This window comes from Ochrobactrum sp. A-1 (genome assembly GCF_022488005.1).
Taxonomy (GTDB): Bacteria; Pseudomonadota; Alphaproteobacteria; order Rhizobiales; family Rhizobiaceae; genus Brucella.
The window spans coordinates 798057-823022 of the sequence record NZ_JAKVQC010000004.1 but is presented as its reverse complement, the minus strand read 5'-3'; the positions used below and the strand labels follow the sequence as shown (position 1 = coordinate 823022).

Below are 24966 nucleotides of genomic sequence, written 5' to 3'. Positions count from 1 at the left end.
TATTTATCCGGGCAAATGAAAAGCCGCCCGAAGGCGGCTTTTCCAAGGCATTTCGAAATGTTCAGCGCGGAGCGAGAACCATCATCATCTGACGGCCTTCAAGCTTCGGTTCGGACTCGACCTTGGCGATTTCGACAGTGTCTTCCTTGACGCGCTGCAAAAGCTTCATGCCAAGTTCCTGGTGCGCCATTTCGCGTCCACGGAAACGCAAGGTAACCTTGACCTTGTCGCCTTCCTCAAAGAAACGCAGAGCAGCCTTCATCTTCACCTCATAATCATGGGTGTCGATGTTCGGTCGCATCTTGATTTCCTTGATTTCAACCGTTTTCTGCTTCTTGCGCGCTTCGGCGGCCTTTTTCTGATTCTGATACTTCAGCTTGCCGAGGTCGACGATCTTGCAAACCGGAGGCTCCGCGTTCGGCACGATCTCGACGAGATCGAGACCTGCTTCTTCAGCCATGGCGATAGCTTCCTGAATGGAAACATCGCCGTGGTTCTGGCCTTCGGCATCGATAAGCTGAACCCGGGGAACCCGGATATCACGGTTGGAGCGCGGTCCGTCTTTCTGAACCGGCGTCGCTCTGAAGGGTCGGCGAATGGTCGTTATCTCCTGAATTGTTACGTCTCATGCGGTCGGATACTTGCTGCCAGACGGCATGTCCCCGATCAAACCACAGTTGATCGCGGAAATGTCGTCAAGCAGGCGGCGAAGTCAATAGCATCTTTGACAGGAAAAATCACCCCCGCGTGATAAACGTTCTTTTTGGCGTCATTTCGCGGCGGACAAGCGGCATATCGGTCACATTTGCCGTCATTTCAAGGGCCTCGCCCCACATGGCGGGTTTTCACTCAATTACGAACATGCAAAAACACTCCCGGAAAATAAGGAGATTTGTCATGAGCGTTGCGGGGCCGGAATTCATCGACGTTGACGGAGCGAAAATCGCCCTGCGTTACAGAGCCGGAAGCAAATCTCCGGGTGTGGTCTGGCTCGGCGGCTATCGGTCCGACATGCTGGGCACCAAGGCGGTCGTTCTCGATGAATGGGCGGCTGAGACCGGACACAGCGCACTCAGGCTGGATTATTCCGGCCACGGCGAATCCGGCGGCGATTTCAATCAAGGCACCATCTCGCGCTGGCTGAACGAAAGCCTCGCCGTCTATCGCAAATATGCCAAAGGTCCGCAGATTCTGGTCGGCTCCTCCATGGGAGGCTGGATCGCGCTGCGCATGGCGCAGGAGCTCAAGAAGGAAGGGAACCCGCCTGCCGGGATCGTCCTGATCGCACCTGCTCCGGATTTTACGGCTGTGCTTGTGGAGCCCACACTTTCCGACGCGCAGAAAAACGACCTTCAGGAAAAGGGTTATTTCGAAGAACCCTCCGAATATTCGCCCAATCCTTATGTCTATACCCGTGCGCTGATCGAGGACGGGCGAAAGAATCTGGTTCTCAAGGGTATCATCGAGACCGGTTGTCCGATTCATATCCTGCAGGGCATGCAAGACCCGGATGTTCCTTACAAGCATGCGCTGACGCTTGTGGAACACCTGCCAGTCGATGATGTGACCCTGACGCTGGTGCGCGACGGCGATCATCGCCTGTCACGACCACAGGATCTCGATCTTCTGATCCGCACCGTATCCGGGCTGGCAGAACGCATCGGCGAAAAATCGTAACGGAGTACAGTCATGCGGTTTTCGGTTTTCGCTTCCTCGGCGGTTGCGGCCATTGTCGGTTTCGGCGGCACGCTGGCGCTCATCATTGCTGCAGCGCAGGTGCTGGGCGCCACGCAGGTCGAAACCGCAAGCTGGGTGACTGCGATCTGCCTTGCGATTGCCGCTTCCTCCGCCTGGCTCAGCATCCGCTACAAGATGCCGATCATCGCAGCCTGGTCCACACCGGGGCTGGCACTGATCGGCGCCAGTGCCGGTTTCACCATGCCGGAAGCGGTCGGCGCATTCATCGTGACGGCACTGGCACTGGTCGCCACCGGACTGATCCGCCAATTGTCGGTGCTCGTTTCCCGCATTCCAGCCTCCGTCGCATCAGGTATGCTTGCAGGTGTGCTGCTGAGTTTCGTCATTGCCGCCGCCAAAACAGTGCCTGGCGATCCGGTTTTCGTCCTGCCGCTGGTGGCACTGTTTTTCATCATCCGCCTGTTTAACCCATCGCTTGCCGTCATTGCCGTTCTGGTGACCGGCATGATCTTCGCATTAATCACAGGACGCTCACCCACCCTGCCCGCGCCTGAAATCTCGACGCTTACCCTCATCTGGCCGGAATTCCACATGAGCGCGATGATCGGCATCGCGATCCCGCTCTATCTGGTGACCATGGCCTCGCAGAACCTACCGGGCTTCGCCGTGCTGCGCGCTTCGGGCTATGAGCCGCCAACCAGCGCCTGCCTGCGCGTAACCGGCCTGGCTTCTTTGCTGACAGCGCCTTTTGGGGCTTCTACCACCAATCTTGCCGCGATCTCGGCAGCGCTCTGCACCAATCCCGACGCACATCCGGACCACAGCAAACGCTGGCTCACCGGACCGGTCTATGCAGCGATTTATGTCGTGTTTGCCCTTTTCGGCGCCTCGCTGGTCGCGATCTTTGCCGTATTGCCTGTAACGCTCATCGCCCTTGTTGCTGGTCTTGCCCTGACAGGCCCGTTCATCAATGCGATGTCGCTGGCGCTGAAGGACGAACATGAGCGTCTTGCTGCAACGATAACCTTTGCCGTGACGGCTTCCGGCATGGCATTTTTCGGGGTCGGCTCCGCCTTCTGGGCGCTGATCGCCGGGCTTGCCGTCACTTTTCTCGAACATTTTCGTAAAAAAATTTCGAGATAATCACATTGGTTAGCGGAAACACGGTCTGAATCCGCAGGTTGCATTCTTGAAAAACCGCATTCTTTTCACCACGTCGAAGTCAAGCCGCCAGAACAAAATGCCCGCATAGGGCGGGCTGGCAGGCCTTGGTTTCGCGCATGTTGCCGGACGATGTCGAACGGTTGAATGGCATGCGCTTTTCGACGGAGCAGACCATGACCAATACTGCATTGATCCGCCCGGCATGGACGCCAGCCACGATTGCGCTGATGGTGCTCGGCTTTTTCCTGTTCTGGCCGCTTGGCCTCGCCATGCTCGCCTATATCCTCTGGGGTGATCGCCTCGAAGGGTTCAAGCGCGGCGTGAACGAGAAGACCGATTCCATGTTCGGCTCGTTCCGCAACTGCCGCCAGGGCGAAAGCTTCAACTTCGGTGGCACCACTGGCAACGAGGCTTTTGACGACTGGCGCCGCGCCGAACTGGAGCGACTGGCCGAAGAACGCCGCAAGCTTGGAGAAGCACGTGCCGAATTCGAGGCCTATGCTGCAGAACTTCGCCGCGCTCGCGACAAGGAAGAATTCGACCGCTTCATGGCTGAGCGCCGTGCGGCCTCGAAGAAGACGCCTGCCCCGCGCGCGAAAGGCGGCAAGGATGACATCACTGATCTTTGATAAGGTATAACACCCTGAAATCTCTCGAAACGGCGCGGTTTGGCTGCGCCGTTTCAGTTAAAATAGCAATTTTCTCTGGCTTTTTAAGCGAATCGCTTATTCTTAAGCGATGGGCTTATCCTTTCTTCGGCAAATCAGCGGTAAAGGGGCATCCGCTGGGACGACAACCGTTCGCAGCGAACGTATTCACGCGGTCGCAGGGCGACAACTTTCCTTGCGTATTTTCGAAAATCCGCGTGCCAAACGACTAACCCTGCGTATCGAAGCAGGTGGCAGGGGACTGCGCATCACGGTTCCGCCCGGCCTCCCCGAGCGTGAAGTGCTGAGCTTTCTCAACCGTCACGAAGGCTGGATTGAAAGCCGTATTGCAAAGCTGCCCGACCAGCCGGCCGTGCGTGCCGGTATCAAAATCCCCTTGCGCGGCGTGCCACACAAGATCGTGCACCAGCCCGGGCGCGGCACCACACAGCTTATCGAAGGCAATATTCTGCTGGTCCATGGCGACCCGGCACATCTGCCGCGCCGCGTCGCCGATCACATCAAGCGCGAAGTGAAGCGCGAGATCGAGGCGCTTGTCGTCCGCCACACTGCCACAGTTGGCCGCAAGGCCAAATCCGTGCGTTTCAAGGACACGAAGAGCCGCTGGGGGTCCTGCACCTCCGACGGTGTGCTTTCCTTCTCCTGGCGCATCGGCATGGCTCCTGCCCCGATTATCAACTATCTTGTCGCCCATGAGGTGGCCCATCTCATCGAGATGAACCACGGGCCGAAATTCTGGAAACTCTGCCATGAGCTTTGCCCCGATACGGAGCGCTGCAAGGCTTGGCTGAAGCGCAACGGCAGCGCATTACAGGCTATCGACTTCACATGACCCCATCCATACTGACCGCCGCCAAGGTGCTGTGGGATTATCACTGCATCTATGATCCGCTGGAAACCGCCGATGTCATTATCGGGCTTGGCAGCTACGATCCGCGCGTGGCCGAAAGAGCAGCCGATCTTTTTCTCGAAGGCATGGCGACCTGGCTGGTATTCACCGGCAAAAGCGGCCACTGGACGGAAAAGCTCTATAAGACAAGCGAAGCGGAAGCCTTTGCCGAAATCGCCATCAAGCGCGGCGTGCCCAAAGAAGCGATCGCGATCGAGCCCAATGCCACCAATATCGGCGAAAACATAAGGTTCAGCCGCGAAAGGCTTGCGCCCGGCGCCATCAGCGCCATCCTTGTGACAAAGCCGCAGACCCAGCGCCGCGTTCTGGCGACCGTGGCGCGCCAATGGCCGGAAGCGCGCGCAAGCATCACCGCTCCCCTCACCGCCTTTGAAGATCAGCCGACGGCGGATCATCCGGTCGAAATGCTTATCCATGAGATGGCTGGCGACCTGCAACGCATTCTGGAATATCCCGCCAAGGGCTACCAGATCGCGCAGGCAGTTCCCCTTGAGGTCATGGAGGCGTATGATTTTCTGATTGCACAGGGTTTTGACGGGCATCCGGTCCGATAGCAACTTGAGTAGTGCCCTGATTTGTGCGACGGGAAACCTATGGTCCTTGATATCAAAATTTGCGGGTTGAAGACGCCGGAGGCTGTTGCCGCCGCCCTCGACGGCGGTGCGACGCATATCGGTTTCATCTTCTTTCCCAAAAGCCCGCGTCATATACCCCCGCAGACAGCGGCGGGTCTGCGCGATGCGGTCAAGGGACGCGCGCTTGCGGTTGCCGTTACAGTCGATGCCGACGATGAAACGCTGGACGACATCGTGAAAACGGTGAAGCCCGACATTTTGCAGCTGCATGGCCACGAGACGCCGGAACGCGTAGCCTTCATCAAGGCGCGTTATGGCCTGCCGGTCATGAAGGCTTTTTCGGTGCGCGAAGCGAGCGATCTTGCCGCGGTTACAGCTTATAAAGGCATAGCCGACCGTTTCCTGTTCGATGCCAAGCCGCCGAAGGGATCGGACCTTCCGGGCGGTAACGGCGTATCGTTCGACTGGGAACTTCTGGCTGCGCTTGACGCGGATATCGATTACATGCTTTCCGGTGGATTGAATGCGGACAATATCGCAGAGGCGCTGCACAAGACCCAGGCGCCCGGTATCGACATATCGTCCGGCGTCGAGCGCGCGCCCGGCGAAAAGGATGTGCGCCTCATCGAGATTTTTTTCCGGGCTGTCACTGACGCCCGCAGGCAGCCTGAAATGACGGAGCGAAAGCGTTGAACAAGCCGGTTGAACCTAATTCCTACAAAACAGGCCCCGATGAAGAGGGCATGTTCGGTATTTTCGGTGGACGCTTCGTTGCCGAAACGCTGATGCCGCTGATCCTCGAATTGCAGGAGGCCTATGAAACGGCGAAGAACGATCCTGAATTCAAAGCTGAGCTGAACGCGCTTTCAACCTATTATGCCGGTCGTCCTTCCAAGCTCTACTATGCCGAAGGCCTGACGAAACATTTGGGCGGTGCGAAGATTTACTTCAAGCGCGAAGACCTCAATCACACCGGCAGTCACAAGATCAATAACTGCCTTGGCCAGATTCTGCTGGCCAAGCGCATGGGCAAGACCCGGATCATCGCCGAAACCGGCGCCGGCCAGCATGGTGTGGCGTCTGCCACCGTTGCCGCGCGTTTCGGCCTGCCCTGCGTGGTCTATATGGGCGCAACCGACGTCGAGCGCCAAAAGCCGAATGTGTTCCGCATGAAGCTGCTCGGCGCTGAAGTTATCCCGGTTTCTGCGGGCAACGGCACGCTCAAGGATGCGATGAACGAAGCCCTGCGTGACTGGGTGACGAATGTCGAAGACACCTATTATCTCATCGGCACGGCTGCCGGTCCGCATCCCTATCCGGAACTGGTGCGCGACTTCCAGTCGGTCATCGGCACCGAAGCCCGCCAGCAGATACTCGAACAGGAAGGACGCCTGCCGGATGTGATCGTGGCAGCGGTTGGCGGCGGCTCCAACGCCATTGGTCTGTTCCATCCATTCCTTGACGATGCTTCGGTGAAGATCGTCGGTGTCGAAGCGGGCGGACGCGGTCTCGACGGTGAAGAACATTGCGCTTCGATGAGCGCGGGTCGTCCCGGCGTACTGCATGGCAACCGCACCTATCTCCTGCAGAACGAGGACGGTCAGATTCTCGAAGGTCATTCCGTTTCTGCTGGTCTCGACTATCCGGGCGTAGGTCCGGAACATTCATGGCTGAAAGATAGCGGACGCGTCGACTACGTACCGATCCTCGACGATGAGGCGCTGGATGCATTCCAGCTTTGCACCCGCACCGAAGGCATTATCCCTGCCCTTGAATCCGCCCATGCCATCGCGCAGGCCGTGAAAATGGCACCAACCATGGGCAAGGATCAGGTCATGATCGTCAATCTGTCCGGTCGTGGCGACAAGGATGTACACACGGTCGGCAAGCTTCTCGGTATGGACATCTGACATGGGTAACGACGTTGCCGAAATCTCCGTCTACAAGCCGCGCGCCGCATGGTTCGACGGCCTGACGACGTGCGGTCCGGCGACGATCAAGCTCAACATCATCGAAGCCGATCCAGCCAATCCTGTCGCGGAGGCTGCTGTCGGCCTCGCCCGCAGACAGATCGAAACCGCCGCTGAAAAGCTCGCTGCCTTGCCGCATCTGGGGGTTGGCTTCGCCGTTCTTCATCAGGGCGAGGAGGGCCTCTGGCTGCTTCTGCACTGGTGGCTGGAGGGCGGCATCGCCACGGAAATCCTCTGGCAGTCGGAACTCGGCGACGAGGTGGAATTCATGCCCGCACAGCCGCTGCTGATGGCCTGTGTGTGGGAACTCGGAATCATAGACTTTGAACGGCGTGCATGGATGGAAACGGCGATGGCAGGCAAGCCCGTTGCCGACTATCTGGCGCGCACTTTGCCACGGGGCACGGTATGACTACTCGCATCGACACCAAATTCGCTGAACTGAAGGTCGAGGGCCGTCCGGCGCTCGTCACCTATTTCATGGGTGGCGATCCCGATCTGGAAACCTCGCTCAAGGTGATGAAGGCCCTGCCTAAAGCCGGTGCCGACGTGATCGAACTGGGCATGCCCTTCTCCGATCCGATGGCAGACGGACCCGCCATTCAGGCCGCTGGCCTGCGCGCCCTCAACGCCGGTCAGACGCTTGCCAAGACGCTGCACATGGCAGCAGAATTCCGCAAGGAAGACGACACGACCCCCATCGTCATGATGGGCTATTACAACCCGATCTATATCTATGGCGTGGAACGTTTTCTGACCGATGCCAAGGCCTCTGGCGTGGACGGGCTGATCGTCGTCGATCTTCCATCCGAAATGGATGCCGAGCTTTGCATTCCGGCCATGAAGGCGGGCATCAATTTTATCCGCCTCACCACGCCGACCACGGACGACAAACGCCTGCCGAAGGTACTGCATAATTCGTCGGGCTTCGTCTATTACGTCTCGATGAACGGCATCACCGGTTCGGCCATTGCCGATACGACAAAGGTCGGTGAAGCTGTGCGTCACATCAAGAAGAGCACCAATCTGCCGATCTGTGTCGGTTTCGGCGTCAAGACGCCGGAGCAGGCAGCAGCCATCGCCACCCACGCCGATGGCGTCGTCGTCGGCACGGCGATTGTCAACGCAATTGCCGGTGAACTGGACGAAAACGGCAAGGTGAAGGGCGATCCTGTCGCCGCAGCAACAAGACTTGTCCACGCTCTTGCAGAGAGTGTGCGTGCCACACGCCTTGAAGCCGCCCAATAAATCGTCCATTTAGAGCACATCTTAAAAGCGCTAGGCGGCTGAAGCTCTTTGCCGAAGAACAAGAAACGGAACCAAACGTCATGAACTGGATCACCAACTACGTCCGTCCGAAGATCAATTCGATGCTCGGCCGTCGTGAAATGCCGGAAAATCTCTGGATCAAGGATCCGTCGACCGGTGAAATGGTGTTTCACAAGGACCTTGAGAGCAACCAGTTTGTGATTCCGTCCTCAGGTCATCACATGCGCATCAAGGCGAAGGATCGTCTGCGTTTCTTCTTCGACAATGGCGAATACACCACGCTTGAAGCGCCGAAAGTGCCGGTCGATCCGCTGAAATTCCGCGACGAAAAGAAGTATATCGACCGTCTCAAGGATTACCGCACCCGCACTGGCATGGATGACGCTGTCGTCAACGGCCTCGGCACGATCGAAGGCTTGCCGATTGTCGCCACTGTTCAGGATTTCGGCTTCATGGGCGGCTCGCTCGGCATGGGTGCTGGCGAAGCAATCATCCAGGGTTTTGAAAAGGCCATCGAGCTGAAGCGTCCGCTGGTCCTGTTCGCTGCCTCTGGTGGCGCACGCATGCAGGAAGGCATCCTGTCGCTCATGCAGCTCCCACGCACCACTGTTGCCGTGGAAATGCTGAAAGAGGCAGGCCTACCCTATATCGTTGTCCTGACCAATCCGACCACCGGCGGCGTGACAGCTTCCTACGCCATGCTGGGCGATGTCCACATTGCTGAACCCGGTGCACTGATCGGCTTTGCAGGGCCGCGCGTCATCGAGCAGACGATACGTGAAAAGCTCCCCGAGGGCTTCCAGAGCGCCGATTATCTCATGGAACATGGCATGGTCGACATGGTCGTCTCGCGTCTGGAACTGAAGGACACGATTGCGCGCCTTCTCAAGATCATGACCAGGCAGCCCGGCAATAGCGACGCGCCGGAACACAAGAAGACGGAAGCAACCGACAAGGCAGCCTGATCGTGACAGAAAAAGCCGCCGCCGCAATCGAGCGGCTTATGCAGTTGCATCCAAAGGGCTTCGATCTTTCATTGGATCGCATTCGTGGTCTTCTGGAAAAGCTTGGCAATCCGCACCTGAAATTGCCGCCGGTCATTCATATTGCCGGAACCAACGGCAAGGGATCGGCGACAGCTTTCTGCCGCGCGCTTCTGGAAGCGGGCGGCTTTGATGTTCACGTCCATACCTCGCCGCACCTCGTCAACTGGCACGAGCGCTACCGCTTGGCGGCGCCCGGCGGTGGCAGGCTGGTCAGCGATGATGTTCTGGCCGACGCAATAGAGCGCGTTGCAGCGGCCAATGACGGCCAGCATATCACCGTTTTCGAAATCCTGACCGCCGTGGCTTTCGTGCTCTTTTCCGAGCACCCGGCGGATGTCGTCGTCATGGAAGTCGGTCTCGGCGGACGTTTCGACGCCACCAATGTCATTACCGAGCCTGCCGTCTCGCTCATCATGCCGGTTTCCATCGATCATCAGGCCTATCTTGGCGACCGCGTGGAGCTGATTGCCGCTGAAAAGGCCGGTATCATCAAGAAGGATTGCCCCGTCGTCGTCGGTTTTCAACCCTTCGATGCGGCGCGGGAAGTTCTCGTCTCGACCGCCGACAGGCTTGGCTGTCCCGTCTCGGTTTATGGGCAGGATTTCCTGGCCTTCGAGGAACATGGTCGTATGGTGTTCCAGAACGAGGACGGCCTGATCGACCTGCCATTGCCGCGCCTGCCCGGACGCCACCAGATTTCCAATGCCGCAGCGGCAATCGAGGCTGTGCAGATGGCTGGTTTCAGCCTCACCGACAAAGCCGTCGAGAAGGCGTTGATGGTGGTGGACTGGCCAGCACGTATGCAGCGACTGACCCACGGTGCGCTCGTGGATATGGCCCCGGCGGCATCTGAGATCTGGCTCGATGGCGGTCATAATCCGGGTGCAGGAGCAGTCATCGCCGAGGCGCTCGGCGATCTTGAAGAGCGCAATGAGCGCCCGCTGTTCCTCATCACCGGCATGATCAACACCAAAGACCCGGTCGGTTATTTCGAAGCCTTTGCCGGTATGGCGCGACATGTTTTCACCGTGCCCATTCCATCCAGCGATGCGGGCATTCCCAATGACGAGCTGGCGGTCGCAGCCCAGAAGGCCAATCTGTCGGCAGAGCCCGTGCATTCGGTTGCCAACGCGTTGAAGCTTCTGCGCGACACCTGGCCATCCGATGAGGCGCCGCCGCGTATCCTGATTGGCGGCTCTCTTTATCTCGCAGGTGAGGTCTTGCATGATAACGGCACACCACCTCATTAAAGCATGTCCGGCTTTATTGAATCATTGAAAATGCCCTGGAGACCGTTTTGATCTGATTTAATCTGGTCTGTGCACTATGATATATTAAATTTATCTAATATTTCGTTCAATAAAAACATATGATTGATTATCATTTGGCAAAACTATAATCCCCGAGAGTAAACCTTGGGGGGATTGAAATGAGTTTATCTACTCAACAGCAAATACTAATTGAGCAAAGAGTTGCAAACGAGGCAAAATCTACGGGTGCAGCTTACTTGATGTGGTTCTTTCTGGGCAGTCTTGGTGGACATCGCTTTTACCTTGGACGCCCCGGTAGTGGTGCGGCCATGCTGGCGCTTACGGTTATCGGGGTGATTACCGCAGCTATCGTGGTCGGATTTTTCCTTCTGATTGCCGTGGGCATATGGGCTCTTGTCGATGCATTTCTGATTCCCGGTATGATTCAGGCCCAGAAAGAAGAAGTCCGCAGGAAATTGACGCTGGAGGCGCTGGCCACACAAGGCCTCATTCACAATGCCGCCTAAACAAAAACCCGGCTCCAAGGCCGGGTTTTGCATTTCTTATGCTGAAACGATCAGGCAGCCGAAGCCTTGATCCAGTCGGCAAGACGGCTCTTCGGAGCAGCGCCAACCATATTGGCGGCGAGTTCGCCGTCCTTGAACATCAGAAGCGTCGGAATCGAACGCACGCCGAACTGGGCAGCCAGTTCAGGGTTTTCGTCGATATTGACCTTGGCGATCTTGACCTGACCGGCCATCTCGGTCGCGATTTCGTCCAAAGCCGGAGCGATCATCTTGCAGGGACCGCACCACTCCGCCCAGAAATCCACCACGACAGGCTCGCTCGACTGAAGAACGTCCGACTGAAAATTGCTGTTATCGACCTTAACGGTTGCCATAGGGCTATCCTCTTTTCTCATCAAGAACGGCAGACATCTTTTCAGACTCACAACACGATCCGCTCTTTATTCGCTATATCATGTGGCGTGTCTGCTGCCATCCGTCAAGTTCTGGTTCGTCACCTTTCCTTGAGAGTCTTTCAGAGACTGCAGCGCTTCATCCAGAACGACATCCGGCAGCGGCATCAGATATGGGCCTTCGGTGAACAGAAGCGCTGTTTCGACAATCCGTCCCGGATAAAGCGGCGCCAGCAATTCGCGATAGAGTGCAAGCTGCGCCCGATAGGCGAAAGGAACCGCCTCTATGGTTTTCGGCGGCGGTCGATTGGTCTTGTAGTCGACGATCAGAACCCGGTCCTCGCCGACGCTGATGCGGTCGATCTGACCGGACACGGCATGATCGCGTCCGCCAAGCTCGATCGTGCCCATGATGGCGACTTCCCCGCGTGAGCCTTTTGCAAAGACGGGCGCATAGGTCGGATCGTCCAGAATGGTCCGCACACTTTGCCATGCTATCTGACGCTCCGTTTCCGGCCAGTCGGCAGCGATCCGATCAAGATAGTTGCGTGCCAGCGTTTCACGCCCATCCTGCGGTACATCCGGCAGATATTGCAGCAGCATATGAATCGCCGTGCCGCGCCGCAACGCAAAGGCCGGCGTCCCATCGCCCGCCCCCAATACCGGCGAAAACGTATCGAGCGGCGGTTCCTCATCGGCTTCGATCAGCGCGGATGCGCCAGACGGCGCCAGCGGCCGCGGCAGTCCGGTTTCCGGCTTTATCGGTCGCAAATAGTCGAGCGGCAGCAACGGCAGCGCATGGTCTTCGGTTCTATCCTGATCGGCAATCTCGACCAATCCGCGTGGTGTATTGCGATAACGCCTCGCGGCAACACCCAGAACGGGGTGCACGAATGTCTCGGCCTTGGTGGCCAGCGCGTCCTCGACAAGGCGGTGCCATGTCTCGCCGCTTTCGCGCGTGCCGCGATAACCGCAGATGATGAGCCTATCTTCCGCCCGCGTCATACCGACATAGAGCAGGCGACGATATTCCTCTTCGGCCCGCGTTTTCAGCGTCTCGATCTGTGCCGTCGTAAAACCGGTCTGGTATCCGGCATTCGGTTGCCAGAGATAGCCTTTCACCGACGGATTATCGTTCGAAAAGTCAAAAGGAATGAGCTTTGGCGCGCGACTGCCGGTCCAGACAGCGCTTCCCGGATCAACGAGAAACACCACCGCTCCTTCCAGCCCCTTGGCGGCGTGGACGGTCATGATGCGCACTTCATTGCGCCCCTGATCCAGTTCTCGCTTGATCTCCGGCGATGCCGCTTCCAGCGTTTCAAGGAAAGCCTGCAGGCCGGGCAGACCGGCACGCTCGGCAGAAAGCGCATAATTCTGGAATTCATCGATGATGTCGCCAGCCTCCGGCCCCAGCCTCGCCAGAAGTTTTCGCCGTGCACCGTCCGCACTCAATATCCGTGCATAAAATTCGAACACCGGCATCGTATCGGCCATATTGCGCCAGCGGCTCAAGGTCTTGTGCACTTCGGCCAGCACGCCATCGCCACGCGAGACCTGATAAAGCCGCTCGAACAGCGTAAGGCTTGAACCGCGCGGATGAGCAAGCTCGAATAGCCGGTCGTCATCCCAGCCGAATAGCGGGCTTTTCAACACCGATGCCAGCGAAAGATCGTCCGAAGGCTGGAGCACGAAACGACCGAGTGCCATCAGGTCTTGAATGGCAATATGGCTGGTGAGCCGCAGGCGGTCTGCACCGGCCACTGGAACGGACAGGTTTTTCAGCGCCCGCGACAGAGCAGGCATGAACTGGTCGCGCTTTCGTACCAGAACCATAATGTCACGCGGCATGATCCGCCGGTTCTGGCCCGGAATGGGTTCGCCTCGATCCAGCCAGTGGCGAATGGTGGCCGCGATCTGATCCGCCAGCCGGACAGCAGGTGCTGCCAGATGATCGACCGGCTCGCGCCAGTCGTCGGGCTCTTCCACCACTTCCGGCGTCAGCATATCCCAGATTTCCACCTCGCCCGGTTCGCTGGAGCGAATGGCAGTATGAGTGGTCGCATCTCCGAGGCCTCGATAGGCTTCTGGACGTCCAAAAACTTCATCTACAGCCTGGAGTACATCGGGAGTGGAGCGGAAAGAAAAATTCAAACGTACTTCGCTGAAAGTCAGATCAGCGTTGCGAGTTTTAACGTCGATTGCTCTACCCTGCGCCGCGAAATCCTCCGGCACCGCGCCCTGGAACGAGTAGATCGATTGTTTTTCGTCGCCAACGGCAAAGAGCGTGCGGCTGATATTGCGCTGGCCGAGGCCGGAGAAAAACTCTTCCGACAGCATGCGGATCACCTGCCACTGGTCGGGGCTGGTATCCTGCGCCTCGTCGACCAGAATATGGTCGATACCGCGATCGAGCTTGTACTGCACCCACTGCCCTGCCCCGTCGCGGGCGAGCAGCGCCACGGTCCGGGTGATGAGATCCTCGAAATCGAGCAGACCGCGCCGACGTTTCAGGTCGTGATAGCGTTGCAGCAGATTGTCGATCAGCGTCAGCGCGGCCAGATTGAGCCGCACAAGGCGCAATTCCTTCAGCCGGTCGAGTCCCTGTTCGACACGCGCCGCGGCCGCGTCGAAATCCTCTTCGAAATCCGGCCGAAGTTTCTTGACCGCTGCCGAGCCGACATAAGAGCCGGATTTCGGTTCGCCGGTGCTTTTCAAAAACGCTGCGCGCAACACGGCCTCGCGGTCACGCTGGCTTGTCACCTTTTCGAAACGCCGGAGCTGCAGCGCAAAATCCTGCGCGCGCGACGCACCCTTCTGGATCGACATGATAAGGTCGAGCGCATCGTCCGAAAATTCCGGTATCGGCCAGAGATCGGCGACGAGATCATCTTCGCTGATTTGCGGGTCGAAGCGGAAAGCCCGGTGCAGGGCTTCGCTGCGATGCGCCGCCGCGCCCAGTTCGGCGATATAGGTCTGCAGGCCGTTGCGCCTGCTTACCGCCTCATCCAGAAGCGATTGCAGCCCCATCTCGCCCGCTGCCTGCAAAACATCGGCAAAGGCCGCTGCAAGCTCAGTATCGCCGCCACCATGCGCCGTTTCGAGGAGCTGGCGCCTGGCTTCACCGACAAGGGCTGCCTGCATCAGATCATCCATCATCTCGAAATGACCGGCAATGTTCGCCTCAAGCGGGAACTGGTGCAGGATCGCTTCGCAGAAAGCATGGATGGTCTGGATTTTAAGTCCGCCCGGCGTTTCCAGCGCGCGCGCAAACAGGCGTCTCGCTGCAGCAAGACGCGCATCCCCCGGTCTGCGCCCTTCCAGCGACTTCAGACGTTCGGCAAGTTCGATATCGGGCAGGACAGCCCATTCGGAAAGCCGCATGAACACGCGGTTCTGCATCACCGCCGCCGCCGCCTTGGTATAGGTGAGGCAGAGAATCTTGGACGGGTCCGTGCCCTCCAGCAGCAGGCGGATAACACGTTCGGTCAGAACATGCGTCTTGCCGGAACCCGCATTGGCCGACACCCAGACGGAAGCTGCCGGATTTGCGGCGTTGCTTTGCGCCCGCAGCGTTTCTTCAGGGATAATAGGTGCTTTTTTCACTCGCCGCCCTCCCCGCCCGCGTCACCGCCAGCAGACCATTCCAGCACCCGCGCCAGATGATCGTAATCACCCGTCAGGTCCGTTTCGCGAAACGGCAATGCGCGCGACAGGTAGCCCTTATCCGGCTTCTGGTACTCCGCCAGCAATTGCGCCAGCCGCTGCCAGGATTCCTCGCCGAGCGCCGGTGCGGTTTTTTCCGATGGCGGTCGTCCGATCTTGAGGATCGATTCCGGCTTTACTTCGCCACCAGCCTTGAGGCGCACATAGGTCAGATCGGATGCGCGGACCGAGCCCAGTTCTCGAAACGCACCGCGTACCAGCAACGCCGCCTCCAGTGCAAGCTGCGGCGACAGCAGCACATGCGCCTGTTTGGGCGATGGTGTCGATCCCGTCTTGTAATCGATGATCTCCGCTGTTCCGTCTCGCATCAGGTCGATACGATCAGCACGGCCTGACAGCGTGATTCCGAGCCCTTCTACCTCGCGCTTGTCGGACGAAATCTCGGCAAAGCGGGTCTGGACATTATAGGCGCGCTCGCGCTCCCAGGCCAGAAACTGCGGAATGAGCGCCGTGAAGCGCGGCCACCACACGGCCTCGATTTCCGTCGGCAAGTCCATATCGGCAAAGAGGATGCGTCCCAGCTCCATCAATCGCTCTGCAGCGTCGGGAGCCAGCGGATCGATTGCCTCTTGCGTGAAATGACCCAGAATATCGTGGAACAAGGTGCCGCGTTCGGCCGCGGCCGGGTCACGGATCAAGGGTTCCAGCGGCCGCAGCTTCAATATCTTCTTGGCGAAGATCGCATAAGGGTCGCGGCGCAGCGTTTCGATTTCCGTCACCGAAAAATGCTTCGGCCTGGCGGCGACTGGAGGAGCGGGCTGCGGCCTTTTCACGAAAGGCACGTCGGGCGCCTGATCGATTTCACGCGACCACTGGATAAAGCGAGCCCCACGCCTGCGCATTTGCGTGGTCACATCCGCGCCCAGCACAGTTTCAAGCCGCTGCAGCCATCGCGATGGCACGGTCGGCGCATTATCGGAACGTTGCGAGCGCGTCAGCACGACATGATCCATGCCGAGCGCCATCTGGAAGTCATGGGCGGCAAGGCCGGTGCGGCGCTCTGGCGGATCGAGCGCGATCATCGACTTCATGGGGCGTGACATGAACGGATCGTTGCGGGTGCGGGCGGGCCAGCTCCCCTCGTTGAGACCACCGATCACCACCGTATCCATGGTTTGCAGGCGCGCTTCAAGCGCACCCCAGATGAAGAGGCGTGGATGGCCGCCCGGATGCGGCTTGACCGTCTCGCCCGCCATCAGTGCATCGAGCACAGCCGGCCATTCCGAAGCTTCAAAGTCGAGTCCGGCTTCGCTCGAAACCAGACCACGCAAAAACGCGGCGAGCTGTTCGCCGCGTTCGCCGGAATAAAAAGGCGCGATGCTGGCCTTTTCATTACGCGCAAGATTTTCCAATGCTTCGACCGTTGCACGCGCGATTTCACCGATCTCGGTCCGGCGTCCAGCGATGACGAAAGGCGCCAATGGTACCACCGCATTGGACAGGCTTTCGCAAAGATTGCGGGCGGCGGCGATCATGTCCGGCGTGACCGTATCGTGCCATGCCGGTTGCCACGGCTGGCTGGCGCTTTCCTCCAGCCGCCTGTCGAAAAATGCGGGAAGATCGAGTACCGAGGCGCGGCCCGTGCCACCGCGAAAGGCTATGAGTTCCAGGGTTTCGGCGGCAAGGCGTCGCTCGATACGGGGAGCTTCCAGCCGCAGCAGCGGATGCTTGACCAGCGCCAGCAGAGCAACCGGATCGCCCGGATCAAAGACGGTTTCGACCAGCAGCCGCAACAATGTCGTGGTCTCGACATCACGCAAATGCCGCCCACCGGAATCGTCGGCATCGATCCCGAAACGGGCGAGTTCACCCACCACGCGCCGCGCCAGATTGCGGTCTGCCGTGACAAGCGCAGCTGTTCTGCCTTCATCATTGATTGCATCGCGCAGGACAAGAGCCACCGCAAGCGCCTCTTCCCTCTCATTGGCGGTTTCAATCAGGTCGATCGTCTGTGCCGCCTGCCGCAAGGCTTCCGGCTGCATATCGGGGTCGCGCGCAAGCTGTCCCCATGCATCAGTCGTTTCCGCCGGGCGAAGGGCTTCGCTGACAACCCGCTCGCGCAGGCGTTTGGAGGCAGGCATATCGTCCAGATGTTCCACATCGCCGCGCAATGTCTGCATTGCGTCGAGAAGCTTGCGCAATCCGAATTGCGGATGACCGAAGGTCGAGGGATTATCGGTTGCCGATGCCAGCATCTGCCAGGCCGCATCGTCCAGATCGCGGTCCAGTCCCGGCAGCACGACCGCGCCATTCGGCAGGTCTGCAATAGCTGAAATAAGCTCAGCAGTCGCAGGTATCGAACCGGTGGAACCCGCAACGATAACCGGCCCGGCAGGCGGATGAGCGCGCAGGCGCTTTACTTCACTCCAGATGAGGTCATTGCGATGCGCAGCAGGATTTGAAAGCCGGCGTTCCGCCAGAATATCTGGCCACAAATTGGTGACGATGTTGAGAAAGCCGAGCGTAACTTGCCACCAGTCGGCGAGGTCTTCCGGGGCAATTCCCGCAAGCTCGCTCCATTTAGCCCCATCGGTTTCGACCTGATCCATCAGCCCGGCCAGATCCCGGGCAAGCCAGATTGCATCGGCAGTGGTTGCAGGAACGGAAACATCGTCAACACCGAACAGCGCGCGCACATGCGAAGGCAGCGATTCCCGCCATGGACGGATCAATCGCGCCAGTAGCAGAAGCCGCTCCGCTGTACCGATAGGCGGATTGACATCGAAAACGTCCGACGAACCGGCATTGAAGAACGCGGCATCTTCATCCACATCACCAAGCGGTTTTATCGTCGGCAAAATAGCGCTTTTAGCCGGATTCCTATCGACCAGTATCGATCTCAACGCACGCGCCGCACGGCGCGTCGGCACATAGATGGTTGCATTGGCCAATGCCAGCGGATCCGATGGATTGCCGGGAAAACCTTCGACCAGCCGTCCTTCCAGAAGCGCTTTGGCAAAAGCAGGCAGAAACGGCGTGCCGGGAGGAATTGAAAACAGGCGCTGTTTCCCATCTCTGGGTTGTCGTGCGCTCATGCCGTTTGCCTCCCTCATGCAAATGTTGTGAGTACCGCCTCCGCCTCGCCGATTGCGTCCGGCGTTCCGACGGTCAGCCAGTGCCCGGTCATTGGCATACCATAAAGGCGATCTGCTGCAATCGCTTCGTCGAAATAGCGGTTGAGTGAGGACACACCCGGCTCGGCGTCAGCGAAAATGCGGGGATGGATGATCCCTGCGCCCGCATAGATCACCGGCTCGCCGGAGACGTCCCGTGCACGGCGCAAATGTCCGTTTTCGTCGGCAACGAAATCACCTTTGCCTTCATAACCGGTTTCCTGATCGAGACGCGCCGTCATCAGGAGAATATCCATCCGCTCCGCGTCCCAGGCATCGGAGAGCGCTGACAGATTGGGGGTCTTCTCGTCGCCTACCCAGAATGTGTCGGCATTCAGAATGAAAAACGGCTCTGCTCCGAGTATCGGCAAAGCCTTCACGATGCCGCCAGCGGAATCGAGCAGCATTTCGCGTTCGTCCGAAATCACAATATCCAGATCGTTGCGATGACGCAGATGCTCTTCCAGTTGGTCGGCTAAATAATGCACATTGACGATTACCGTACCAATGCCTGCCTGCACCGCTGCATCAAGCCCCCAGTCGATCAAGGGCTTGCCCGCTACCTTGACCAGCGGCTTCGGAATGGTTTCGGTGACGGGACGCATGCGCTTGCCAAGTCCGGCGGCAAGAACCATAGCCATATTCGGGGCCATTTCAGGCATTTTCATTGTGCGGCCTCTTCCTGCTGCATCAATCCCAATTCCTCAAACCATGCCGCCACTGGCGCCATGACCGGATGTTTCAGCACACGGCCGAGATAGTCATGAATGCGTGGCAGGTGTTTTAGGTAATCCGGCTTACCATCACGCTCATCGAGCCGCACGAAAAGGCCGAGCAGCTTGGCATTGCGCTGTGCGCCCATCGCCGCATAGGCCTTGCGGAACAAAGCCTCGTCGAACGCATGCCCGAGCGCACGACGCTCATCGCAATAGGCGGCGACAACAGCCTGTTCCAGCTCTGGCGAAATCGTCACACGCGCATCGAGAGCCAGCGAGGCCACGTCATAAGCTGCCGGTCCAATCATCGCATCCTGAAAATCGATAACACCGATCTTGTCCTTGCCTTCCGCCTCCGGGAACCAGAACAGGTTGGGCGAATGATAATCGCGCAAGAGCAGGCTCTTCTCAACATCGGCAATGTCGGCGATCACATCATCCCATGCGGCTTCGTAAGCTTGCTTTTCTGCGTCTGTAAGTTGCCTGCCCATCATGCGCGGCGCGTACCACTGGCCGATGAGGCTGACCTCGATCATCATCGCATCGCGGTCAAAACCGGCGATGATGTGGTCGGGATGCCCTGCCACAGGTGCATGGTCAGGCCAGGCAACGCCATGCAGATGCGCCAGAAAGCGTCCGGCGGCCTCATAGCGTTCCACGACAGGTTCACCCGAAGCTGCCCGCACGCCCTTGGTTCCGAGATTCTCAAGGATCAAAAGCCCTGCATCAATATCCACCGCACGCATTTGCGGCACGCGAAAACCATGTTTTGCAAGCAAGCCATCAATTCCCACAAAAGCCTGAATATTCTCGGCAATATGGGCAAGCTGGCGATAGGACTTGCCATTACGTAGTGGCGGATCATAGGGCATCGCTGGCGCGTTCATGAGAACTTCCACACCATCAGAGGCACTTGTGATGAGTTCATATCTACGTGGACCGGCATCTCCCTGGAAATAACGACGCGTGGACTCTCCCCGGCCGTTTTTTTCAAGAAATGTGCGTATCGCATGGCTGCGTTCCAGCCGCTGGATCGCAGCCACTGGTCCGGACACGGCAATGCGCCGCCCTGCCCCTTCATGGCTCAGCGTGACGGCGAAAGACGGTTCGGGCAGGAAACCCTCGCCCTGCTCCGGCCATTCGGCCAGAACCACGCCATCTTCCAGAAACTCCGGTAGTCCCAGCTCATCCAGCTCTTCACCGTGTGAAATACGATAAAGATCGGCATGGGCGACAGGGATGCGTAAAGTCTCGTAACTTTGTACCAGCGTGAAAGTCGGACTTGGTACGTCCAGTCCCTCATCATCGGCGATGGCCCGGATGATCGCGCGGGCAAGCGAGGATTTTCCCGCTCCCAGATCACCGGAAAGCGTGACAAGATCGCCCTTCTGCAGGGCGAGGGCGAAATCCTCGCCGAAACGCTGCGTAGCGGCTTCGTCGGGCAAGAAATAGCTGATGCTGGATTGTGAGGCGCTCATGGGCACCCTTTACCTTATTCGGCGGCGACGCGGAAGCTGCGTGTTTCCGACGGAAAACGGCAAATCACCGTTGTTCCACGACCGGAACCCGTATCGATATCGACCGATCCGCCATGCAGCTCGACAAAGCTCTTGACGATGGCAAGTCCCAGCCCGGCACCACGGCGGCGACCGCCATTCGGATAGGACTGGAAGCGTTTGAAAACCGTGTCGAGCACTTCTCCGGGCATGCCGGGACCGTCATCGTGGACGGCAAAGACCACTTCCGACCCCTCGCGCGCCACCTGCAGCTGGATGCTGGAGCCTTCCGGCGCATAGTTGGTGGCGTTGGACAGGAGGTTGAAAAGTACCTGACGGACGCGGTTCGCATCGGCCTTGAACACATCCACATCGTCGGCAATGTCGATGTCGAGCCCGATATCGTGATCGCGCATACGCTCACCGACGCGGGAGGCAGCAGCGGAAATCGCTTCCACGACGGAAACTTCCCCGACCTCCAGTTCCATGATGCCTGCATCGACGGTCGCAAGATCGAGAATATCATTGACGATGGTCAGCAATACCGATGACGACGTGCTGATATGGTCGAGATATTCGATCTGGCGCTCGTTGAGTGACCCGAAAGCCGGTGTCTGCAACAGTTCGGTAAAGCCGATGATGTTAGTCAGTGGCGAACGCAGCTCGTAGGAAACATGCTGGACGAAATCGTTCTTGATCTGGTCGGCCAGTTCCAGCGCCTCGTTCTTTTCCTTGAGCGCCCGTTCGACGCGCACCGTATCGGTGACGTCGATAAAGGTCAGCATGGTCTGGCCCTTCGGCAGCGGTACCACAGCGAAGGAAAGAATGGTGCCGTCGTCCAGCTCCACCTGCCCCATGCGCCCATCGCGTTTGTCGAGGAAGCCGGTGACGGTGGAGACGAAATCATCCCACAAGCCGTTGCCGCCGCGCTCGCCGCAAATCTTGGCAATTGACGAAATATGCGTGCCTTCGACAATGAGCGGCATCGGCAACGCCCAAAGATCGGCAAAGGACGGGTTGGAAAGCCGGATACGGCCATCAGAACCGAACACCGCCACGGCTTCCGCCAGATGGTCGAGTGTTTCGCCTTGCACCTTGATGAGGGTGTTGTAACGACCTTCAAGTTCAAACTTTTCGGTCATGTTCTCGAAGAACCAGGTCACGCCGCCTTGCGGATGCGGATTGGCGACGACGCGCATCGTCCGTGTATCCGGCAGATGCCACATATGTTCCTGCGGCTCGACAGCGCGATAGGCGGAAAGCACCGAATCCTTCCATTTGCGCCATTCCGGCTGTTCCGGAAGTTTGCCTTCCGAACGCAGGCGGTCGAGGATCAGCGTGTTGCTCGGCTGCGATTCCAGCCATGCCGTATCGAGCGACCACAGCTTGGCAAAAGCCTGATTGAAAAATTGCAGCTTCATCTCGGGATCGAAGATCGCCACAGCGGTCGAAAGCTGATCGAGCGTTTCGGCATGGCTCTTCATCGTGCGGTTCAGTTCTTCGCGCATCGCCTGCACTTCGGTCTGGTCGAAACCGAGGCCGATAGAACCCGCTTCCGCGCTCACATCCGTCACGTTGAAAAGGCGGCGGTCACCGTGCACCACAGCCGTCAGCTGGTCCTGCAGGACAGGCTCGGCAAAGCGGTCACGCTCCAGACGCTGACGCGCCTGTGCGCCGAAAAGCTCGCGCCTTTCGGAAATGACCTGGCTTGCGTCGGCCATATCGACCGCCTGCGCATAGGCGGCATTGACCCATTCGACGCGGCCACCGGCGTCGCGGGTCCAGACCGGCTGGTCGATCCGGTCGAGAAGACGCCGGAAAAGCTCGATACGCTCAGAAAATTCGCGGTTTTGCGCCTGCAGCGCCGCGCGTTCCGCCTGCACGCCTTGCAGGCTGAGGAAACGCGCCACCGCAAAGCCGCCCGATGTGCGTCCGCGCACGTCGAGCAGGGTGCCGTTGACGGTTTCAACCGTGAGGTCGAAAGACCGCGCCTGTTCGCGCAACAAGCCGATAGCGCGCTCAAGTACCACGACCGATTGGGGACGCAGCCAGCGGCCAAAAGCCAGGAAGGTCGAACGATCCTGCGGGGCAGCACTTTCATCCGGCAACAGCCCAACGACTTCAGCGCGCGTGTTGTGGCCATCCCAGACCACGATGCGCTGATCCTTGAGGTTGAGCAGGGCTTCATTGCGCTGGGCGACAAGATTGAGGTCGGCGAATTTCGAGCGCAGTTCCTTGTTTTCCGCGGCAACGCGCGACCGTTCGCGGATCAGCCATCCTGCTGAAAGAAGAGCTGCGCCCATCACGCCGAGGAACATGGAAAACTGAATGACCTCGAAAGCGCCGATGCTGCCGCCACCAAAGGGCAGGGCGATGCGTGCCGATTCCGCACCTTGCGCAAAAGCGGGCACTGCAGCGAAAAGCGTTGCAAGAGAAACGGAAGCCTTCATCAGGGCTGTTTTCGGAGTAAGCCAGGCAAACGGCTTTGCAACATGGGCGACAGGACGCCGTGGCCTGCCAGTAACGATTGCGGAAACATTCCGCAAAATCCCCGTTGCGCCGAACTCAGGCATGTTGTCCTTTTCTCCGCCACCCGGCCATGAAAATCGCCACGAAGGCAGACTGACCGTATTAAAACACTTCAATACACATCAAAGCCCGACCATACGCACGCCGCCACAGTGCACGATGATCAACCCGTTTTCAGGTATTCAGGGGATGAATCGTCCTCTCGCTTCCCGCCACAACCGGCAAAAAACGCGCAACGCAAACACCCGCTCAAACACCTTGATTCGCCTACACAATACCCTTCCGGCGAATCCACGTGAAGCATCTTGCACGCAAAAAGAAAGACCGGGCAGTTTGTCAACCGCCCGATCTCAACATGTAGTGCAATGCTTAACGTATGGTTAATACCTGTAGTGTTCCGACTTGAACGGGCCCTGTGGAGTGACGCCGATATAGGCAGCCTGTTCCTCAGAAAGCACAGTCAGCTTGGCACCCAGCTTGTCGAGATGCAGGCGCGCGACCTTCTCGTCGAGATGTTTCGGCAGCACATAGACTTCATTCTTGTAGGCGTCGGTACGGGTAAACAGCTCGATCTGTCCCAGAACCTGATTGGTGAACGAAGCCGACATGACGAAGCTCGGATGGCCGGTTGCGTTGCCCAGATTGAGCAGGCGGCCTTCGGAAAGCAGGATAATGCGCTTGCCATCCGGGAATTCGATCAGATCGACCTGCGGCTTCACATTGGTCCATTTCAGGTTGCGAAGTGCTGCCACCTGAATTTCATTGTCGAAGTGACCGATATTGCCGACGATCGCCATATCCTTAAACTTGCGCATATGGTCGATGGTGATCACGTCCTTGTTGCCGGTCGTGGTCACGATGATATCGGCAGTCGAAGCAGCATCGTCGAGGGTCACGACTTCAAAACCGTCCATTGCAGCCTGAAGCGCGCAGATCGGATCGACTTCGGTCACCTTCACGCGGGCGCCTGCACCGGCGAGCGACTGGGCGGAACCCTTGCCGACATCGCCATAACCGCACACGACAGCAACCTTGCCCGCCATCATGACGTCGGTGCCACGACGAATACCGTCAACGAGCGATTCCTTGCAGCCATATTTGTTGTCGAACTTCGACTTGGTGACGCTGTCATTGACGTTGATCGCCGGGAAGGGCAGGAGGCCCTTCTTCTGCAACTGGTAGAGACGGTTGACGCCGGTGGTGGTTTCTTCCGTCACACCCTTGATGGCGTCGCGCTGGCGCGTGAAGAAGCCCGGCGTTGCAGCCATACGCTTCTTGATCTGCGCGAAAAGCACTTCCTCTTCTTCCGAACCGGGGGTCGACAGAACGTCCTCGCCTGCTTCGGCACGCGCGCCGATGAGGATGTACATGGTGGCATCGCCACCATCGTCGAGGATCATGTTGGATGGCTCGCCATCCGGCCACTGGAAGATCTGGTCGGTATAGGTCCAGTATTCTTCAAGCGTTTCACCCTTGATGGCGAAAACCGGCGTGCCGGTTGCGGCAATCGCGGCGGCGGCATGATCCTGCGTCGAGAAAATGTTGCAGGAGGCCCAGCGGACCTGTGCGCCGAGCACCTGCAGCGTTTCGATCAGAACGGCGGTCTGGATCGTCATATGCAGCGATCCGGAAATGCGCGCGCCCTTCAGCGGCTGCGACTTGCCGAATTCCTCACGGGCAGCCATCAGGCCCGGCATTTCGGTTTCTGCGATATCGAGTTCCTTGCGGCCCCAATCGGCCAGGCTAAGATCCTTGACGACAAAATCTTGGCTTGCGGTCATCGCGTGCTCCAATAAAAGGCAGTTCCAGCTCGATAAAGATGTAATCAGCGGCCGGAATTGCATTCCAATGTGGGGCAGCTTTCCATGCGGGAAAGCGCTCCGGCTGCCGCCTTGACTAGCAGATCGCAGCCGGAAGCAC

Annotated in this window: 20 protein-coding genes; 12 read left to right on the top strand and 8 right to left on the bottom strand. The window is 58.5% G+C overall.

Annotated elements, in window-relative coordinates; all coding sequences use genetic code 11:
- Positions 1-61 precede the first annotated feature (61 nt).
- Positions 62-598: a translation initiation factor IF-3 gene (gene infC / locus MKS82_RS13530; protein WP_012091035.1), complete on the bottom strand. Its 537-nt coding sequence runs from the start codon at positions 596-598 to the stop codon at positions 62-64.
- Between the two features lie 299 nt (positions 599-897).
- Here infC and MKS82_RS13525 point away from each other — a divergent pair, with 299 nt between their 5' ends.
- The 12 genes from MKS82_RS13525 (at position 898) to MKS82_RS13470 (ending at position 11077) form a co-directional block, all read left to right on the top strand.
- Positions 898-1677: an alpha/beta hydrolase gene (locus MKS82_RS13525; RefSeq protein ID WP_109987039.1), complete on the top strand. Its 780-nt coding sequence runs from the start codon at positions 898-900 to the stop codon at positions 1675-1677.
- Between the two features lie 12 nt (positions 1678-1689).
- Positions 1690-2841 carry a benzoate/H(+) symporter BenE family transporter gene (locus MKS82_RS13520; protein ID WP_109987038.1) on the top strand — a complete coding sequence of 384 codons (1152 nt, stop codon included), beginning with the start codon at positions 1690-1692 and terminating at the stop codon, positions 2839-2841.
- A gap of 194 nt (positions 2842-3035) precedes the next feature.
- Entirely contained in the window at positions 3036-3491 is a 456-nt protein-coding gene (locus MKS82_RS13515) for a DUF2852 domain-containing protein (protein ID WP_240578918.1), read from the top strand.
- 109 nt (positions 3492-3600) lie between these two features.
- The gene (locus MKS82_RS13510) at positions 3601-4362 is read left to right on the top strand and encodes a M48 family metallopeptidase (protein ID WP_109987037.1); all 762 of its coding nucleotides are present in this window, start codon (positions 3601-3603) and stop codon (positions 4360-4362) included.
- Positions 4359-4994 carry a YdcF family protein gene (locus MKS82_RS13505; RefSeq protein ID WP_109987036.1) on the top strand — a complete coding sequence of 212 codons (636 nt, stop codon included), beginning with the start codon at positions 4359-4361 and terminating at the stop codon, positions 4992-4994. The genes MKS82_RS13510 and MKS82_RS13505 overlap by 4 nt, the downstream gene beginning before the upstream one ends.
- A gap of 39 nt (positions 4995-5033) precedes the next feature.
- Entirely contained in the window at positions 5034-5708 is a 675-nt protein-coding gene (locus tag MKS82_RS13500; protein WP_109987035.1) for a phosphoribosylanthranilate isomerase, read from the top strand.
- Positions 5705-6925: a tryptophan synthase subunit beta gene (trpB, locus tag MKS82_RS13495; RefSeq protein ID WP_109987034.1), complete on the top strand. Its 1221-nt coding sequence runs from the start codon at positions 5705-5707 to the stop codon at positions 6923-6925. The genes MKS82_RS13500 and trpB overlap by 4 nt, the downstream gene beginning before the upstream one ends.
- 1 nt (position 6926) lies before the next feature.
- Complete coding sequence (locus tag MKS82_RS13490) at positions 6927-7397, top strand: hypothetical protein (protein WP_109987033.1); 471 nt, start codon at positions 6927-6929, stop codon at positions 7395-7397.
- Entirely contained in the window at positions 7394-8233 is an 840-nt protein-coding gene (trpA, locus tag MKS82_RS13485) for a tryptophan synthase subunit alpha (RefSeq protein ID WP_109987032.1), read from the top strand. Before MKS82_RS13490 ends, trpA begins: the two co-directional genes overlap by 4 nt.
- Before the next feature lie 80 nt (positions 8234-8313).
- A complete protein-coding gene (gene accD, locus MKS82_RS13480; RefSeq protein WP_109987031.1) occupies positions 8314-9219 on the top strand; it encodes an acetyl-CoA carboxylase, carboxyltransferase subunit beta in 906 nt (301 codons plus the stop codon).
- Between the two features lie 38 nt (positions 9220-9257).
- On the top strand, positions 9258-10550 hold the full coding sequence (locus MKS82_RS13475; RefSeq protein WP_176036627.1) for a bifunctional folylpolyglutamate synthase/dihydrofolate synthase: 1293 nt from the start codon (positions 9258-9260) through the stop codon (positions 10548-10550).
- A 179-nt stretch (positions 10551-10729) separates the two neighbouring features.
- Entirely contained in the window at positions 10730-11077 is a 348-nt protein-coding gene (locus MKS82_RS13470) for a TM2 domain-containing protein (RefSeq protein WP_109987029.1), read from the top strand.
- Positions 11078-11127: 50 nt separating this feature from the next.
- Here MKS82_RS13470 and trxA read toward each other — a convergent pair whose 3' ends face one another.
- From trxA to ahcY, 7 genes are all read right to left on the bottom strand, one after another.
- The gene (gene trxA, locus MKS82_RS13465) at positions 11128-11451 is read right to left on the bottom strand and encodes a thioredoxin (RefSeq protein WP_006473274.1); all 324 of its coding nucleotides are present in this window, start codon (positions 11449-11451) and stop codon (positions 11128-11130) included.
- Between the two features lie 78 nt (positions 11452-11529).
- On the bottom strand, positions 11530-15072 hold the full coding sequence (addA, locus tag MKS82_RS13460) for a double-strand break repair helicase AddA (protein ID WP_109987028.1): 3543 nt from the start codon (positions 15070-15072) through the stop codon (positions 11530-11532).
- Entirely contained in the window at positions 15069-18227 is a 3159-nt protein-coding gene (gene addB, locus MKS82_RS13455; protein WP_240578917.1) for a double-strand break repair protein AddB, read from the bottom strand. The genes addA and addB overlap by 4 nt, the downstream gene beginning before the upstream one ends.
- A gap of 14 nt (positions 18228-18241) precedes the next feature.
- Positions 18242-18973 carry a nucleotidyltransferase family protein gene (locus MKS82_RS13450; protein WP_109987026.1) on the bottom strand — a complete coding sequence of 244 codons (732 nt, stop codon included), beginning with the start codon at positions 18971-18973 and terminating at the stop codon, positions 18242-18244.
- Positions 18970-20499 (bottom strand): tRNA (adenosine(37)-N6)-threonylcarbamoyltransferase complex ATPase subunit type 1 TsaE, encoded by a 1530-nt coding sequence (gene tsaE, locus MKS82_RS13445; protein WP_240578916.1) that lies wholly within the window; start codon positions 20497-20499, stop codon positions 18970-18972. The genes MKS82_RS13450 and tsaE overlap by 4 nt, the downstream gene beginning before the upstream one ends.
- A gap of 14 nt (positions 20500-20513) precedes the next feature.
- Positions 20514-22967 (bottom strand): sensor histidine kinase, encoded by a 2454-nt coding sequence (locus MKS82_RS13440; RefSeq protein ID WP_240579032.1) that lies wholly within the window; start codon positions 22965-22967, stop codon positions 20514-20516.
- A gap of 459 nt (positions 22968-23426) precedes the next feature.
- The gene (ahcY, locus tag MKS82_RS13435) at positions 23427-24827 is read right to left on the bottom strand and encodes an adenosylhomocysteinase (protein ID WP_109987023.1); all 1401 of its coding nucleotides are present in this window, start codon (positions 24825-24827) and stop codon (positions 23427-23429) included.
- Between the last annotated feature and the right edge of the window lie 139 nt (positions 24828-24966).